The 19065-nt window shown below is 37.5% G+C and carries 12 protein-coding genes and 1 pseudogene; 5 read left to right on the forward strand and 8 right to left on the reverse strand.

Annotated elements, in window-relative coordinates:
- Positions 1–407: 407 nt before the first annotated feature.
- The 7 genes from FLS47_RS14135 to FLS47_RS14160 all read right to left on the reverse strand — a co-directional run bounded on the left by FLS47_RS14135 (position 408) and on the right by FLS47_RS14160 (position 12595).
- Positions 408–1868 carry an efflux transporter outer membrane subunit gene (locus tag FLS47_RS14135; RefSeq protein ID WP_149915009.1) on the reverse strand — a complete coding sequence of 487 codons (1461 nt, stop codon included), beginning with the start codon at positions 1866–1868 and terminating at the stop codon, positions 408–410.
- A 1-nt stretch (position 1869) separates the two neighbouring features.
- Positions 1870–5019: an efflux RND transporter permease subunit gene (locus FLS47_RS14140; RefSeq protein WP_149915010.1), complete on the reverse strand. Its 3150-nt coding sequence runs from the start codon at positions 5017–5019 to the stop codon at positions 1870–1872.
- A 73-nt stretch (positions 5020–5092) separates the two neighbouring features.
- Positions 5093–5920 (reverse strand): efflux RND transporter periplasmic adaptor subunit, encoded by an 828-nt coding sequence (locus FLS47_RS14145; RefSeq protein WP_223225300.1) that lies wholly within the window; start codon positions 5918–5920, stop codon positions 5093–5095.
- 18 nt (positions 5921–5938) lie between these two features.
- Positions 5939–6256 carry a biotin/lipoyl-binding protein gene (locus tag FLS47_RS18620; protein WP_223225298.1) on the reverse strand — a complete coding sequence of 106 codons (318 nt, stop codon included), beginning with the start codon at positions 6254–6256 and terminating at the stop codon, positions 5939–5941.
- 199 nt (positions 6257–6455) lie between these two features.
- Positions 6456–11006 (reverse strand): efflux RND transporter permease subunit, encoded by a 4551-nt coding sequence (locus FLS47_RS14150; RefSeq protein ID WP_149915011.1) that lies wholly within the window; start codon positions 11004–11006, stop codon positions 6456–6458.
- Positions 11007–12131: an efflux RND transporter periplasmic adaptor subunit gene (locus FLS47_RS14155; RefSeq protein ID WP_149915012.1), complete on the reverse strand. Its 1125-nt coding sequence runs from the start codon at positions 12129–12131 to the stop codon at positions 11007–11009. It abuts the gene before it with no gap.
- A 98-nt stretch (positions 12132–12229) separates the two neighbouring features.
- Positions 12230–12595, reverse strand: a complete 366-nt coding sequence (locus tag FLS47_RS14160; protein WP_149915013.1) for a hypothetical protein — start codon at positions 12593–12595, stop codon at positions 12230–12232.
- A 221-nt stretch (positions 12596–12816) separates the two neighbouring features.
- Between FLS47_RS14160 and FLS47_RS14165 the strand changes: the two genes are divergently transcribed.
- The 5 genes from FLS47_RS14165 to FLS47_RS14185 are packed head-to-tail and all read left to right on the forward strand — an operon-like array spanning position 12817 to position 18725.
- Positions 12817–14295: an ankyrin repeat domain-containing protein gene (locus FLS47_RS14165; protein ID WP_149915014.1), complete on the forward strand. Its 1479-nt coding sequence runs from the start codon at positions 12817–12819 to the stop codon at positions 14293–14295.
- Between the two features lie 4 nt (positions 14296–14299).
- A complete protein-coding gene (locus FLS47_RS14170; protein WP_149915015.1) occupies positions 14300–14788 on the forward strand; it encodes a DUF2271 domain-containing protein in 489 nt (162 codons plus the stop codon).
- Between the two features lie 18 nt (positions 14789–14806).
- Positions 14807–17005, forward strand: a complete 2199-nt coding sequence (locus tag FLS47_RS14175; RefSeq protein WP_149915016.1) for a PepSY domain-containing protein — start codon at positions 14807–14809, stop codon at positions 17003–17005.
- A complete protein-coding gene (locus FLS47_RS14180) occupies positions 16996–17994 on the forward strand; it encodes an FAD:protein FMN transferase (protein ID WP_223225299.1) in 999 nt (332 codons plus the stop codon). The genes FLS47_RS14175 and FLS47_RS14180 overlap by 10 nt, the downstream gene beginning before the upstream one ends.
- Before the next feature lie 26 nt (positions 17995–18020).
- A complete protein-coding gene (locus FLS47_RS14185; RefSeq protein WP_149915017.1) occupies positions 18021–18725 on the forward strand; it encodes a hypothetical protein in 705 nt (234 codons plus the stop codon).
- A 229-nt stretch (positions 18726–18954) separates the two neighbouring features.
- On the opposite strand, the pseudogene FLS47_RS19155 reads toward FLS47_RS14185, so the two are convergent.
- Positions 18955–19065 (reverse strand): annotated as a pseudogene (locus FLS47_RS19155) (IS982 family transposase); the annotation flags it as partial.

Here is a 19065-nt window from a genome sequence, read left to right on the forward strand (position 1 = left end):
TTTTATAACTTTCGTCTTTCTCAAACTACTCGTTACGCTACATGATCATTTTCTTAAAGAACTTCTATCGAATCCGCATCGCGCTTCTTCTTATATTTCGAGCATTACTGCTGTACTTAGCTTTTTTGTCTTCCCTTCGTTTCCGTCGGGACTGCAAAGGTAGAAACTTTATTTTAATCCGCAAATTTTATTTGAAGATTTTTTTTTCGTTTTGTTTTTCCCGATTTCTCAGTTTAAACAGTCTCTAACCCCCGTATTTCATGTTCCGAAGAACCGCTCCTCCCTTGCGGAGTGGTGCAAAGATAGGGAAGAATTGTAATACAAAACAAGTATCCCGGGAAAATAAAAACGAAATAAGCCATAACTTATTGTGTATATGTGAATTATTTTTAATCAACACATTCAAACTATTCCCATCCACCACCTAAAGCGCGATATAAGCCCACATAGGTATTCAGTTGTTTCTGTTTTAACTCCACCAAATCCAGCTCACTTTTTAATGCATTGCTTTGCGCTGTTATAACCTCCAAGTATGTAGCATAACCACTCCTAAATAATAAAGACGCATTCTTCACTGCTAACTCAGAATTATTGACACGCTGTTGGGAAAGTAATAATTGTTCCTTTTGTTTCTCTACTGTCGTTATTGTATTTGAAACTTCGGATACTGCCTCCATCACAGTGCGCTGGAAATTCAACTCTTCTTTATCACGTTCGATCTTAGCGATTTCAAATTTGTTTTTCAGCTTTTTATTTTTGAATACCGGCGCAGTCAATTCGCCTGCAATCCCTCCTAACAAAGCTCCTGGTATATTAAACCAATTTTTTGGCAACATCGCATTTACACCGAACACACCACTCAGACTCAATTGTGGGTAACGCATAATTTGTTGAATATTCATATTTGCATTTGCAGCAATCAAATCATATTCAGCGGATTTAATATCTGGTCTAGCACGAATTATTTCCAATGGACTTCCTAGAGAAATTTCATCTTGGAAATTAACTAGCTTGTGATGTAGGGAGTCGCCGCGAGCAATATTGTTTGGCATTTCTCCAATTAATACGCGAAGTGCATTCTCCTGAATAATGATTTCCTTCTCTAAATCCGGAACCATAGAAGCCGCCACAAGACGCTGTGATTCTGTCTGTTGCAACGCCAAAGCTGTGATTTCGCCCGCTTCGAATTGCAACTTAATCATTCGTAATGTACTGTCGTTCAACCGCAAATTTCTTTTTGCGACTTCTATTTGCGCATCCAATTTCAATAGATTAAAATAACCCGTAGCAATATCCGCAATAAGCTTTGTTTGCACGGCATTGCGTGCTTCTTGTGAATTGAGCCAATCAGATTTTAGGATATCGCCTTCATGTGCGATTTTACCCCATATATCTAATTCCCAACTAAACTCCAAGCCTGTAGAAAACTGAGATTGATACCCAAATAATGACGAAGGCGCCTTTTCACCTTTGTGCTCATACCATTTTGACGAAGGCGAAGCATAAAAATCTTCCGATCGATATTGCTTATTCACAGTACCAATGTTTGCTTCAACACTAGGTAAATAATTTAATTTATTGATTCTCAAATTTCTATTTGCTATTTCAATATTCTTCAACGCGATACGCATATCAAAATTATTGCTTAACGCTGAATCAATTAGACCAATCAGGTGTGGATCATTAAAAAATTCCCTCCAATTGACGCGAGCTAAAGAGCTATCCGTAGCGGATGTAGCTGTAGCACCTCTAAATTCATTTGGTGTATTCAGATTAGGCCGTTCGTATTTTGCACCAACCTTACAACTAAATATCAAACTACATCCTATTATATAAAAGATAAATCTGTATGAAAATTTCGTCATCATATTACTTATTCATTTTGAACTTCACGCGTTCATCCAAAGTCTTGAACACAACAAACAATACAGGGATAATAAAAATCCCTAACGCTACACCAGACAACATTCCTCCTACCGCACTAAAACTAATAGAATGATTACCAATCGCAGATGGCCCTACAGACCACATCAATGGCACTAATCCCGCAACAAATGCTAAAGAGGTCATCAATATTGGTCGAAGACGCAATCTAGCACCTTCAATGGCAGACTGATAAATTGATTTGCCTTTGTCACGCTGCTGTACTGCAAACTCTACTATCAAAATAGCATTTTTGGCAAGCAATCCAATTAGCATGATTAAGCCGACTTGAACATAGATGTTATTCTCTAATCCTACAGCCAACACGGTTAAAAACACACCGATCAATCCAACTGGAACAGAAAGCAAGACTGCCCAAGGCAAAATATAGCTCTCATATTGTGCTGCGAGCAAAAAGTAAATAAACAATATACTTAGCCCGAAAATCAGTACAGTCTGTCTGCCAGATTTACTTTCTTCGTAAGACATCCCAGTCCACTCGTAACCGTAATTACCGGGCAATTGATCTCCAGCCAATTCTTCTATGGCTTTCATCACATCACCTGTACTATATCCAGAAGAAGGATTGACATTCACAGTTATCGAGTTGTATAAATTATAGCGAGAGATCGATTCTGGCCCCACCACTTTATTCAATGTCATCAACGTACCAACTGGCACCATTTTCCCGTCTTTATTTCTCACAAAAATAGAATTCAACGATTCCGGATCCGTTCTATGCTCAAAATCTGACTGCATGTAAACACGATACGTACGACCAAAACGGTTAAAATCACCAGCACTTACACGTGCAAAATACATACGAATCGTATTCATCATGTCTTTTATATCGACCCCCATACTCTTCGCTTTGACCACATCGATATCCGCTTCGTATTGTGGAAAATTGGACTTGAATGATGTATAAGCATTGTCAACCTCTTCAAGTCCATTGATTTTATTGATAAAAGAATCTGCAACCACATCAAAATCACGAATATCACCCCCCAATCTATCTTGTAGCACTAATTGCACACCTGCAAAATCACCAAATCCCTGAACAGTAGGTCGTGGAAAAACCTTGAAAGAAGCTTCGTTGATAACCGATAAATCATGGCGAATCGTATCCATAAAATCATTTATGTCTTTTATAGAACTGCGCTCTTTGTGCGGTTTCACATTAATATAGCCCGCTGCGAAAGCCGCACTTGTACCACCATCTAAAGCATTGAAACCAGATACAGTGGTCATTCCCTCAATGTCTTCACGCTTTTTCAAGATACTATCTGCACGGCGCAATACTTCTGTCGTACGCGCTAAAGATGCGCCGGGAGGCATAGCCAAAGAATACGTTACGAAGCTGTCGTCTTCTGTAGGAATAAATGACTTTGGCGTAAAATACAATAATCCAACACCTATAATTGTCACAAGAATTAATCCCCCAAATGCAACAACTTTCTTTTTCAACAAATATTTTACTCCAATTATATACTTATTGGTAAATCGATCAAACGAGGCATTAAACGCTGTAAAAAAACGATTTCTATATTTTTGAAATTTGTTTAGCTTTATTTCCTCTTCAATATCTTGGGGATGTACAGGTTTTAACAACAGCGCACATAATGCAGGAGATAAGGTCAATGCATTAAACGCGGATATCAGAATTGCAGTGGCCAATGTATACGCAAATTGCTGATAGAATATACCAGCAGGACCTTCCATAAATCCTACAGGCAAAAACACCGCAGCCATTACCAACGTAATGGAAACAATAGCTCCTGTGATTTCGGACATCGTTTCCAACGTAGCTTCCTTCGCACGCATACCCGTTTCATGTATCTTTTGGTGGATAGCTTCCACTACGACGATCGCATCATCCACTACAATACCAATAGCCAACACCAGCGCAAACATGGTTAATACATTCAACGAAAAACCCAAAAGGCTCAAGAAGAAAAATGTACCAATCAGCGAAACCGGAATTGCGATAGCTGGAATCAATGTCGATCTAAAATCTTGCAAAAAGATAAATACAATAATAAAAACTAGAATAAAAGCCTCAAATAAGGTACTTTTTACTTGATTAATAGATTGATCAATCTGATCACGCACACTGTAAGAAATATCATATTTAATACCTTCAGGAAAAGATTTAGAAATTTCATCCAATACTTCGCGTACCGCGATATCTATCTCGTGCGCATTAGAACCACTAGTTTGTGTAATATTTAATGTAAGACCTGGATGCCCATTCACTTTATTATCACTACCCAAGTTCGTAGCTCCAAATTCTATTCGTGCGATATCACGAAGATAGAGTACAGAGCCATCTATATTGGTTTTGATTACCATATTTTCAAATTCCTCGGGCTTGCTGAATCTACCCTTGTGCTTGATGACAGTCTCAAAAACTTCGTCTGACGTTTCACCAAATTTACCTGGAGCTATCTCAAAGTTTTGATCATTCAAAGCTTTGGTTATATCCTGCGGAATAATATTGTAAACAGCCATTTTCTCTGGATTCAGCCATACGCGCATCGAATAATCGCGCGCGCCGACACGTGAAACCTGCGCCACACCATCTACGCGAAGCAATGGACGAATTAGATTGATTTGCGCAAATGCCTGCAAAAATGTCTCATCATAAACTGTATCCTTTCTATCCGAAAAGATATTTATAGTCATGATGGCTCCACTCTGACGTGGTTGGACTGTGATACCATTATCATTAACCTCAGCTGGAATGGCACTGATTGCTTTTGAAATTCGTGTTTGAACATTCACAGAAGCGATATCAGGATTTGTTCCTGTTTTAAAAAATACTTGCACGCTACCTGAGCCTGAGTTAGTCGCAGATGAACGAATGTACATCATATCCTCTACCCCATTTATTGCCTCTTCGATCGGAAGAAGCACACTCTCTGCAACGGTTTCCGAATTTGCTCCTGGATAACTTAACGATACAACCACACTTGGTGGCGCAATCTCTGGAAATCTGGTAATAGGCAAAGTTTTCAAACCTACTAATCCCAAGATTACCAAGACTAATGACATTACCGTTGCCAATACAGGGCGATTTATAAAGGTTTTTAGCATAATTATGGATTGTTTTAAGACATAGCAATGCTAACTCTGCCTATCAGCAGAGCAAAAACGTATGATTTAAAGATTATTGATGAATAGGAAGAACCTTCGTTCCTTCAGAGATTTTATCAAGACCTGTTAACACAACACGATCTCCTAATTCCACACCGCTTGACACGATATAGTTACTCTTACTAGTACCAGCGATATTGATAACTTTGCGAGTAACACGATTTTGATCATCTAGAACATAAACAAAAGTTTTATCTTGTAATTCACTCGTCGCAACTTGAGGAATTTGAATTACACCTTTTTTGATTTCAGAAATCTTCAATGTTCCCGTACTACCGTTACGCAGAATATTATCTCTATTTGGGAAAGAAGCACGCAGTGAAATAGCACCAGTAGTACGATCAACCTGACCATTAATGGCATCCACAACACCTTTTGCAGAATATTCCTCACCATCTGCAATTATCAAAGTTGCATCCGGAAAATTAAGTGAATTATTATTTCGAGCAATGCCCTTTATGCTATCTTCTTTGATTTTCAATTTAGAAAAATAAAGAAAATCAGATTCGTTCATTGAAAAATAGACATACACATCTTGTACATCCGAAAGTACCGTCAAAGGCTCTTTGTCACTTTTAGACACCAAATTTCCGATTCTTTTAGGAATACGACCAATATAACCACTCACAGGAGCCGTGATGATGGTAAATCCTTGATTGATTTTTGCACTACCTACTGCTGCTGTAGCTTGATCAACCGACGCTTTCGCAACATCGTAATCGGATTTCGCAGATTTTAATTTTACGTTTGAAATTACTTCATTGTCGACCAAAGGCTTTAGCCTTTCAATTTCCAGTTTGGCATTTTCTAATTTAGCTTTCGCTACGTTTTGGTTGGCAATCGCATTATTTAATACCTCTTAATAAGCTGACGCATCTACTTTGAATAGTTTTTGTCCCTTGGTCACAAAAGTTCCCTCATCAACATAAATTTCCTGCAACAAGCCTTCTACTTGAGGTCTCACTTCAACATTGACCTTTCCCTCAATGGTACCGATATAATTTTTGATGGTTTCTGCATCACTTGTGTCAGCCACATGCACTGGGAGCGCTAGAGGTTTGTCTGTATTTTCTTTTTCTGTGGCTTTGCCTTGATTACAACTAGAGAGAATTACACTTGTAAATACTATAAGTAATAGGGCTGATAAATTAAATTTTGAGCTGAATCTTCTAATCATGCTGAGTCCTTTTCTAAATATAATCGTAACTAAATTGTTACAATTATATAAAAATTGGAATATATGCAACTAATAATTTATTGTTTTTTAACAGTCTTTAACAAAGAATAAGCCAAAAAATATATCATAGACGATTTAAAATGTAAAAAGTCTCTCGAGATCGAGAGACTTTTTACACAAATTGTTAATTATTAACAGATTAATTCCAACCACCACCAAGTGCCTTATACAATACGATTTGATTTAATAAATCTTCACGCTGAATATCCACTTTTGTAATTTGTGCTTGGACAACTCCTTTTTGTGCGGAGATAATATCCAAATAGCTTACGCGTCCAGCAATGAACAATTCTTCTGCCGCTTCTGTAGAAGCTACTAAAGCGTTAACTTGATCATCTACCAATTGCTCTCGATTGGCGAGAAGCTTTTGTGTCTCCACCGCAAGTGACACTTCATTCACAGCATTCAATACTTTTTTCTCATACTCCAAAAAAACAATGCCGTACTGTGCTTTCATCACTTCATATTGCGATTTCAATTCACGCTGACGCAAAATCGGCATAGTAACTCCGCCAAATAGACCATAAGCCACAGATTTATCTAAGTTGAATAATTTATCAAAGCTGAAAGATTGTAATCCCAAATAAGGACTAATCGCTACGGATGGCAAAAATGATAATCGTGCAGCATCCAGCTCCCGGTATTCACGTTTCAAATCAAATGCAGCTTGACGAATGTCCAAACGATTGGAAATTAATTGATCAAAAGAGCCCAAAGTCATTTCTGCAAACAAACTATTTTCTAACACAGCATCTTCCGACCTTTTGATGGGTTGATACACCCTACCCAACAATTGATTGATTTGGTGCTCATTCTTAACAATCTCTTGCAATGCCAAAGCTCTATTCGCACGAGATTCTGCCAAAATAGATTTAAACTGTTGTACAGCCAATTCATCCGAGCGCCCTGCTTCCTTTTGTGCTTCGATGATTTCCAAAGCACGCTCGTGCAAGACAATATTACGGTCGTAAACTTTCACCTTTCTATCCCAAGCGATTAATTCAAAATAAGCAGATGAAATACTGGTTATAAGTTCAGTTTCTACGAGACGTTTAGCTTCATTTTCCACCAAATAACCTAAATAAGCAGCTTCACGACGTTGACGAAGTTTACCCCAAATATCAATTTCCCAAGAAGACCTAACACCTACAAAATAATCTGGAATAAATGGCTCTGGCAATTTTTCATCAGCCGTCAGGTTTTCAGAAAAGTTAGAATCATAGTTACCTATACCGGACTCTGTATAATGCCCGTACTTGCGAATTCCACCTTCGACCGCCGCATCCAATGTAGGCAATAATGCCGATTTACGCTGTCTGAAATTCGCTTGTGCGATTTCTATACGGTGAATTGCTTGTCTTAAATCTTGATTATTTTCTAACCCTATGTTGATTAAATCAACTAAGTGCTGATCTTTAAAAAAGGAATTCCATTTTATGTCAGCTAAACTAATAGAATCAGTCAGTATTTGAATTGCATCAGTTTGAAGCTCTGCTTTCAGCTCTTGTTCAGTCATTTTCTTCGGAACAGAACAAGCTGAAAAAAATAAGCTGAAAATCGCGATCACTGTAGCCGCTTTAGTTATTTTAGCTTTCTTTCTTTTAGAAAATAAAACCACCAAACCAGGAATTACAATCACACCGATAATAGTACCGATCACCATCCCTCCTACTGATGCCGTACCGATTGTTCGGTTTCCTAACGCTCCAGCACCTGTAGCCAACATCAATGGAATCAAACCCGCAGCGAATGCAAATGAAGTCATCAAAATTGGACGCAAACGCGCTACCGCACCTTCTATGGAAGCGGTCAATACATCCATGCCTTGTTTACGTTTTAGATTCGCATATTCCACAATCAAAATCGCATTCTTACCCAACAATCCAATTAGCATGACTAATGCCACCTGTGCATAGATATTGTTCTCTAATCCCAAAACTTTCAAGAATAAGAACGCACCAAACAAACCCGCTGGAAGACACAAAATAACTGGCATAGGCAATAAAAAACTTTCATATTGTGCAGCTAATAATAAATACACGAAAACAAGACACAATAAGAAAATATATGCAGCTTGATTACCCGAAATTTTCTGCTCACGCGTCATACCTGACCATTCAATTTCAAAACCTTGTGGTAAAGTTTCTGCAATTCGCTCTACCGCTTCAATCGCTTGACCCGAACTAAATCCTGCTGCTGCTTGCCCCGTAATCATCGCAGAATTAAACATATTGTAGCGTGTGATTTGCTCTGGACCATATACACGTTTCATCGTTAAGAATGACGAGTAAGGAACCATTTCGCCATCGGCTGTTTTGACATAAAGCGCTAAAACATCTTCTGGCTTTTGACGTGTAAATGCATCAGACTGCACCATTACTTTGTACATCTGTCCATAACGGATAAAGTTGGTTGCATACTGACTTCCCAATAAAGTTTGCAATGTATTCATTGCATTCTCTACCGAAATTCCTTTTTTGGCAGCCAAATCATAATCTATTTCCAACATATATTGCGGAAAACCCACGTCAAAGGTTGTACTTGCAGATTCGATAACATCATCTTCTTCCAATGCTCTAATAAAATCATTCACCACAACAGCGGTTTGATTTAAATCTTCATTTCCGCTTCTATCCAAAAGACGCATTTCAAAACCTGAAGAGTTACCAAATCCGGGAACTGTAGGTGGAGGGAAAAATTCTATTGTAGCGTCCGCAATATGTGCTGTTTTTTCTCGCAATATCGCCATAACATCATCGACAGTTTCCTTACGATCATCCCAAGCTTTTAAGTTAATCATCCCCATACCATAGGATGCACCAGATACTTCCGTTACGATACTATATCCGGCTAAAGTGGACACAGTTTCTACCACATCCATCTCACGTGCAATTCGGTCTACTTCATCCAACACAGCTTCTGTACGATCCACAGTAGCGCCTGGAGGCGTTGTCACCGCAACGTATACCATACCTTGGTCTTCTGTCGGAATAAATCCAGAAGGAACAATAGACATCGTACCATAAGTCAACACAAACATTCCAACCAATGTGGCCAATGTAATTGTGCGACGTCCTGCGATTTTATTTAATAAACCTTTATATCCTCCAGCAATTTTCTCGTAATAGTGATTAAACCCTTTAAAGAATCGAGCCATTAAACCATTGCTTTCTTTCGCGTCATGTGGTGATTTTAAAATCAAGGCACACAATGCTGGTGTCAATGTCAATGCATTAATACCTGAAATAACAATAGATGCCGCCAAAGTCAAGGAGAACTGACGATAGAAAACACCAACAGGCCCTGACAGGAATGCTACAGGAACAAATACAGCTGACATAACTAACGTAATCGCAATTACCGCTGTTCCCACTTCTTTCATAGCCGCCAATGTAGCTTCTAATGGTTGCATATGCTCTTCTTCCATTTTAGCATAAACCGCCTCTACCACGACAATACCATTATCGACCACAATACCAATAGCTAATACCAATGCAAATAATGTCAATAAGTTGATAGAGAAACCCATCATTTGCATGAAAAATAGCGCACCAATCAAACACACAGGAACTGCTAGAATTGGAATAACAGTAGCGCGGAAGTTTTGAAGAAACACAAATACCACGATGAATACCAAGATAAATGCTTCAATCAAAGTCCAAATAACTTTAGAAATAGATGCATCCAAGAAACGTGAAACATCATAGCCCATTGTATAGGTCATTCCCGGAGGGAACGTTGAACCTTTCAATTCTTCCATACGATCCTTCACGCGTTGGATAACCTCCTGCGCATTTGACCCTGGCAATTGTTTCAACATGATAGATGCAGATGGTTGACCATCCGTTTTGGAAACCATTTCATAGTCTAAAGAACCAAATTCTACATCCGCAATATCTTTCACACGGATAATTGAACCATCAGCATTCGCTCGAATTGGAATATTTTCGTATTCCGCTACTTCCGTAAATTTACCTGGGTAGCGTAATACATATTGCTGCATGTTACGCGCTTTATCTGACGAAATACCCGTTTGTCCTGGTGCAGCTTCAATATTCTGACGACGCAATGCTTCTACCAATTCTTCTGTAGAAATCGAGTATGACGACAAACGATCTGGTTTTACCCAAATACGCATCGCGTAATCTTTTGCACCCATAATCTGTGCAAAACCAACACCTTCAATACGTTTTAACTCTTTGAGGATATTAATATCCGTGAAATTATAAATGAATCGCTCATCAGCGGTCACATCATCCGTGAAAAGATTGAGGTACATCAACATGGAATTCACCTCTTTCTCGGTAGTCACCCCTGCTTTGATAACCTCTTCTGGAAGTTCATCCAAAACAGTTGTAACCCTATTTTGCACGTTTACCGCAGCAATATCTGGATCGACACCTACTTTAAAGAATACTTGTATTAATGTTGTTCCATTATTCGTTGATACCGTATTCATGGAGGTCATACCAGCCACACCGTTAATAGCTCTTTCCAACGGAATAGCTACCGCATTGGTACTCACCTCGGCATTGGCACCCGTGTAATTCGCTGTGACAACCACAGATGGCGGAACAATATCTGGGAATTGTGTAATAGGCAAGGTAAATAAGGCCAACAATCCCAATAATGTAATAAATATGGAGATAACCAAAGAAAGTATTGGTCTCCTAATATACGTTTCGAACATCTATTTCATCCCTCCTTGCGAATTGTTAACTTCTTTTGGTTGAATAGACATGCCATCACGCAAGGCATGCACACCTTCAAAGACAACTTTACTATTAGGTTCTAATCCGTTCTCAACAATATAATAATGACCAACACGTTGACCATTCTGGAATGGAGTCATTTTAATCTTGTTATCCGAACCTAAAACATACACATATGCTTTGTCTTGAATTTCCAATACAGATTTTTGATGCACAAAAGTCAGATCTCCTGTACTTGTAGGCACAGCAATTCTTCCAGAAGCACCATGTTTCAACAATCCTGCTGGATTATCAAAACGCGCTCGCAAAGAAATAGAACCTGTGCTCGCTTCAAATTCACTCTCCACCAATTCGGCAATTCCTGGATAAGGATATATTTCTCCATTCGCTAGAATCAATTTAACTTCTTGTTTGAATGCATTTTTCTTGAAGCTAGAATCCGTTGCTAGAGCCAAATATTCTGACTCCGAAATATTGTAGTATACATTAACTCTGTCCAAATCAGAAATCGTAGTAATTAAAGCTCCCTCTGTCAATAAAGAACCTTCTTTCAATTGAATACGGTCAATGCGACCATCAAAAGGTGCACGGATGAGGGTATGACTTAATTTTGTACGCGCTTGATTGAGAATTGCTTCCCCCTCTTCTACTTTTGATAAAGCTGCACGTAGCTGCACCTCCAACAAATCAGCTTCTGTAGTGCTTACAATTTTCTTATCAACAAGCTTTTTTGTTCTTTCAATTTCCAGCTCTACTTTCTTTACTTCCGCTTTAGCATTATTCAATGCTGCCTGCGCTTGTGCTAAATCGGCTTTATATTCTTCATCGTTCAAAGAGAAAAGCACTTGTCCCTTACGAACATGAGCACCCTCATCGACGTATATTTTATTTAAAAAACCTGTTAATCTTGAACGCAATTCTACATTACGTTGCGATTGAATATCGGCAATATATTCTTTGTAAATAACAGTATCCATTTGCACTAAGTTTGCAACAGGAACTTCTTTAGCGACCTCTTTTGTGTCTTTTTCTTTTGCATTCGTGCACGCTGTAAAAACGAGTGCACAGCTCAAAATAGGGTACCAATGACGTTTGATTTTCATAGTTAATAAAATGATTTTCAATAAAAAATATATAGGAAAACCCAAACCATTTGGTGTAAATAGCTCGGTTTAGATGTATTTAAATAAGAATAGTGTAGTTAGAAAGGACGATACCGATATAGAAAGGTATAATATCCGGGAAGAATTAACCTTTTTAAATAATAAATGGTATGCTTTATCTGTTCATTTGAAGCAAAAATACGACGTAATATCCAAGAGAAGTATAATACTATTGGAAGAAGCCCTAATGATAAAGCAAAAATCCGATAATCGTCATACATGATTTCAGGAACTTTCTCTGCTTCTTCATTGTGGTGAAGATTTAGTACATCTTCAAGTACGACTTCAATAAAAGTTTCGCCTACTGCAATAGTCTCCAAATTCTGCGCATAACAATATTTGACCTCAAAACATAAAATGTTGAGGTAGCTCAATAAAGCTATTACATGTAGGAGACGCATCATCAGCGGCAAAGATAAGAACTACTGTATTTTATATGCAATTCGTATGTAAAAATGCTGTTATTAACAAAATCATAATATCAAAAAGTGACGCAATCCGAAAAACTTTAATTCAAACTTTGATTTAGAAGCTTAAAAGTTTTTAAAGAATATAAAATTTCATACTTTTGTTATTTAGAATTAATTTAAATAAAATTAACAAAGTATAACGTTAATATCAAAATATGAAGAAGTCACTTTTATCCATTTTACTATTAGCATCAGCACTTTTTGCTAAAGCACAGGACAACACCTTATTGACTGCAAGTTTTTGGCGTGCAAAACCAACTTTAGAAACTTTGAAAGCCGAAATCGCTAAGGGTCACAATCCTGCTGAACAAAATGCGGGTTTTCATGACCCTGTGTCTATGGCTATCAATAACCGCATATCCAATGATGTAATTAAATACATGATTGAGCAAGAAGGAAATGGTGTTCACAAAAAAACTCACCACTCAAGAACATATTTACAATGGGCTGCTGCAGCTGGTAATTTGGAATTAGTAGATTATCTTATCGCAAATGGTTCGGATGTACATTACAAAGATAGCCACGGAGATGCTGTAATTGCGTATGCTGCGGCTTCAGGCAATCAAAATACAGCAGTATATGATGCGCTTTTCAAAGCTGGAGTAGACCCAAAAACGACGTATGAGCACGGTGCTAACCTAATAATGTTTGGTATTGCGAATGACCAAGATTTAAAAATCACAGATTACTTTATTTCAAAAGGACTTTCACTTGATCATAAAGATGCACATGGTCGTACGGTAGCAGATTACGCAGCTAAATTGGGTAATTTAGAAATTATCGAAAAGTTAGTGGCTAAAGGTGTGAAACCAACGGATCAAGCTTTATTTTATGCAACTCAAGGTTCTCGCCAAAAAACAAATGGTCTGGATGTATTTCAAACATTAGTAGAAAAATACAATTTAAATCCTAAAGCTATTAACCCTGAAGGCGCTACAATATTGCATGCCTTAGCGCGCAGAGCAGACGCCGCAACGATTAACTATTTTTTAGCAAAAGGTGTTGATGTCGCAAAAGCAGATAACGATGGTAATACGGCATTAATGGTTGCAGCTGCAGGTAGAGATGCGCAATTGGTTCAAAACTTACTAGCAAAAGCAAAAAATGTGAATGCAGTAAACGAAGACGGCGAATCGGCATTAACGAAAGCGGTAGCATCCAGTTCGGCAGAAATCGTTTCAATTTTATTGCAAAATGGCGCTGATGCAAAAGTTTTGGATAAAGACAACAATAACTTAGCTGTTTATTGGTTCAATTCTTTCCGTCCTACTCCAAATAACGCTGCAGATGATTTCACTGAAAAATTAAACCTATTGACGAAAGCAGGAATTGATGTAAAAGCACCTCAACAAAATGGAAGCACATTACTTCACCTTGCAGTAGACAAAGGTAACGTTGCATTGATTCAAAAAGCTATTGAATTGGGTGTAGATATTAATGCACAAGATGAGGAAGGAAACACAGCTTTACACAAAGCCGCTTTGACAGCGAAAGACGATAAAGTTTTAAAAACTTTGGTAGATGCAGGTGCTAAGAAAGATTTGAAAACAGAATTTGAAGAGACTGCTTACGAGTTGGCTAGTCAAAATGATTTCCTGAAAAACAACAATGTTAACTTTGATTTTTTGAAATAAGATAATGAAGCATTCTTTTAAATATATTTTAGTCGCATTATTTGCCGTATTCTTTAGTTCAAGCGCATTCGCCCAAACAACCAAATACAAATGCATGATTCAAATGCAAAATTATTCGGGTAAAGAGGCTTATGTCATCATCTCATTGATTAATCCAAAAGGAGAATACGAGAAAACCTTGGGTGTATTGGGTCCAGACCAAGAATGGTACAATACCTTGCCAGAATGGGATAAATTCCGTGTGAAGAAAAAAGAAAAATTAAACGCTATCACTGGTGCTTCTATTGCAGGTGGTGCTCGTGCTACACGCGTTATCGAATTTGACACCGCTAAATTAGGTAAGGGTTATAAGCTTCGTTTTGAATCTTCTGTAGAAATTCAAAAATACTACGTCAAAGATGTCGAAGTACCTTTAACACCAGAAGCTTTGGACAATAAAGCTGGTGCACAAGGAACAGGATATATCCGTCTTGTGCGATTTATAAAAGTCTAATAGTTATAAATATATAGAATGACGTTATCAATTTGGAGATATGCGCATTTAGCATTAGCGTTAATATCTTCTGTTTTTATGCTGATACTTGCGATCACAGGAGTCATCTTGGCGTTCGATGCTGTTCAAGAGAAAACTCCGCCCTATCGCGTAGACAATTTTGGTGATATTACCCTCGCGCAAAGCCTTCCAGCTTTGCGCGAGGCATATTTTGAGGTGCTGCAAGTCACTGTAGATCACAATGATTTTGTGGTAATCGAAGCAATGGATGAAGATGGAAATCCACTTAAAGCTTATATCAACCCATTAACCGGTGAAAAGCTTGGAGAAGTAATTCCAAAATCACAATTTATCCAATGGACCACGGCACTTCACCGTTCTCTTTTCTTAAAAGAAACTGGACGAACTATCGTTGGTATCGTTTCATTTTTGTTGTTATTGATTACCATTAGTGGTTTCATTTTGATAATCAAACGCCAACAGGGTTTCAGACATTTTTTCGATAAAATCAATAAAGACTTCTTTTCGCAATATTACCACGTCGTAACAGGAAGATGGTTATTGATTCCAGTGCTGATGATTGCATTGACTGGAACTATAATTTTTATGGTTCGTTTGGAATTTTTCAAAAAAGAAAATATAGAAATAAATCATAATCCCATTTCAGATGAAGCTATCACCAAAGAATTAGCCGATATTGATTATTTCAAAAACACGAAATTGGCTGATGTGGAGAAAATTGAGTTTCCATTTATTCCTGACGATGCCGCTGAACCTTTTATCATTACACTAAAAGATAGAACAATTTCTATTAATCAAGTGAATGGCAACATCATGCAGGAAACCAAATTTCCGTATACCGTCGCATTAGAAAAACTCAATATTGATTTACATACTGGACGGACCAATATCATTTGGGCAATAATTTTGGGTTTAGCTTCGCTGAATATTGTGTTCTTCATGTACACAGGTTTTGTGATTACGTTTAAGCGTACGCGTACCAAAATCAAGAACAAATACAAAGCCGAAAATGCGGAGATTATTATTCTGGTAGGTTCGGAAAATGGTTCTACTCTATTTTTTGCTAATCAAGTACACAAGCAATTGCTGTCGGGTGGTAAACGTTCTTTCTTAACAGAAATGAACCAATACAAATCCTATCCCGAAGCAAAACATTTGTTGATTTTTACTTCAACATATGGTTTGGGAGATGCGCCTACAAACGCAACGAAATTTGAAGAGCTACTTACTAAGTTTCCGCAACAACAAGATATTGATTATAGTGTAGTGGGATTTGGCTCTAAAGCTTATGTTGACTTCTGTGCCTATGCACGACACGTGGAACAGTTATTAGAAAAACAACCTTGGGCTAAAAAATTAGTGGATTTACATAACATAAACGACCGCTCATCTGCTGATTTTGTACATTGGGTTCAACAATGGTCGGAAAAATCCCTGCACGCCCTCGCTACTGCTCCAACTGTATACAGCAACAAAGTTCCAGGTCTTAAGAAATTTAAAGCCATCTCAAAGACTGCTGTTTCAGAAGACAATTCTACTTTCAAAATCATTCTGAAACCGCTAACCAAACTAAAATTTGATTCGGGTGATTTGTTAGCCATTTATCCTGCTAAAGATAACAGAGAGCGTTTCTACTCGATTGGTCGAAACGGAAAACATGTACAGCTCATTGTTAAGTTATTTCCCGATGGTTTGGGTTCGAGTTTTTTATATAATCTGGCTATAAATGAAATCACCGAAGCCCGTCTAATGGCAAATCCGAATTTTCACTTGCCAAAATTAGCACCTAAAGTGGCGATGATTTCGAACGGAACGGGTATTGCCCCTTTCATGGGAATGGTTATCAACAATAAGGGTCTTACAGATATTCATCTCTATTCGGGATTCAGAATGAATAATTCACTTACCGAATCTTATAAAAATTTTGCAAAAGAATATCAATCAAAAGGGCAACTTAATCGTTTTGAACTCGCATTTTCGAGAGAAAACAATAAAATGTACGTTATGGACTTGATTCTTCGCGATTACTTCTTCTTTGCGAATTTATTGCAAGAAGGGGGAGTTGTTATGATTTGTGGTGCTTTGAAAATGCAAAAAGATGTAGAGAAAACATTGAATGAAATTACGACCAATCATCACGGAAAGCCGCTACAATTCTATATTGACAATAATCAAATTTTAACAGATTGTTATTAATACAAACATATTCATTTCTGAAAGATAGGTTAGCTTTAGCTATTCTATCTTTTCTGTTTATTCCATTTTCAGTACATGGACAATCGAAGATTGAAGTCGTTCGTAATGTCATTTTGATGGGTTCTCAATTCCAAATTACTGTCGTTTCTGCCGATAGTTCTTTCGCAAATACACAAATAGATTTAGCCATTGAAGAAATCGAACGCATCGAAAATCTTATTTCAGAATGGCGACTGCATACGCAAGTTTCGGAAGTCAATCGAAATGCGGGTATAAAGCCTGTTAAAGTCGACAAAGAACTTTTTGATTTGATCAAACGCGCTTTAGACTATTCAAAAATGTCTAACGGGGCTTTTGATATCAGCACCGCGGCTATGGATAAAGTTTGGCAATTCGATGGCTCAATGACAGAAAAACCTTCGAAAGAAAGCATTAAGAAATCCATTGAGAAAGTCGGTTATCAGCATATAATTTTAGATTCTGTAAAATCAACTATTTTCCTGACTAAAGAAGGCATGAAAATCGGTTTTGGCTCGATTGGGAAAGGTTATGCCGCCGACAAAGGCCGCGAACTTTTAAAATCTCTTGGCGTCGAAGGCGGAATTGTAAATGCATCAGGCGATATTGCAACATGGGGAACGCAAGCTAACAGTAAACCCTGGAAAATAGGTGTTAAAAACCCTTTTAAAAGACACGGAATTGCTAAAGTCCTTAAACTAAAAGAATCTGCTTTAGCAACTTCAGGCAGTTATGAGAAATACGCAGAAATAGACGGAATACACTATGCGCATATCATTAATCCAAAAACAGGTTATCCTTCCACAGGATTATCCAGCGTCACCATTTATGGTCCTTCGGCAGAATTTGCAAATGCATTAAGCACGTCTATCATAGTTTTAGGTGAAAAAGAAGGCAAAAAATTAGCAAAGAAATATCCTAACTATAAGTTTTTGTTTATTACAGACAAAGGAAAGATTGTTAAACGATAAAGAAAATATTTTCATATCTTCAAGATATGAACAATCAATTATACTGGACCACCGCCAATAAGGTCTTATTTCGTTTTGCATTTATATTCCTAATAAGTTTCATTATTGTATTTAATAATGCATCATATCCGGGTTTTGAGACTCTTACAAAGCCTATTACCTCTTTACTACATGATTTCACACCTTGGTTTGCTAAAAACGTACTGCACTATACCTATGACTACAGTATATACAGTAATGGAAGTGGTGACACTTCTTATGATTGGGTCACTTTATTGATTCTCATTCTTCTTGGCGTGCTTGGCTCTATTCTTTGGAGTTTACTAGACAAAAATCGCCAGGAGTATAACAACTTATATTATTGGCTTACTGTTTTAATACGTTATTACATCGCATTTATGTTATTCAATTATGGAGCTATCAAACTGCTTCATGCGCAAATGCCACCACCAACACTCAACAAATTAATGCAACCGCTCCATGAATTTTCGCCAATGGGACTTGCTTGGACATTTTTGGGGTTCTCTAAAGGCTATAATATTTTCATGGGAATAGTTGAAATATCTGCCCTATTACTGCTATTTCGCAGAACTATGGTTCTTGGTGCACTCATCACGATGGCTACGAGTATTAATATTATGACAGTTAATTACTTTTTTGATGTACCCGTTAAGTTGGTGTCAACAGCTTTATTTATACTCTCATTGTTTCTTACTTCTACCCAATATTAAAACGTTGTATGCGTTCTTTATTCTAGGAAAACCTTCTGAAATTCGCACAATTAATAAGCCGGTATTTAGTAAAGTTTGGATTTCGAAAACTCTAATAGCTTTGAAAATTATTCTTATTGTCGTTTTTGCTGTTACGCAGTTCTTCTCACTCTCAAATACACAGAAGATGATTTCCGAATATTTCAAAAAATCTACTCTTAATGGAATATTTAAAACCTGAATTCGATAATTAAAAAGCGTACAATTGGTTAGTTTTTACCGTTTGATATTTGATTGAAGGTTTCTTAGGGAAGAAACTGTATGCTGCTAATCCAGCTAAGATATTTACGATAAAGTTGAT

Source organism: Sphingobacterium cavernae (genome assembly GCF_008520265.1).
Lineage (GTDB): Bacteria > Bacteroidota > Bacteroidia > Sphingobacteriales > Sphingobacteriaceae > Sphingobacterium > Sphingobacterium cavernae.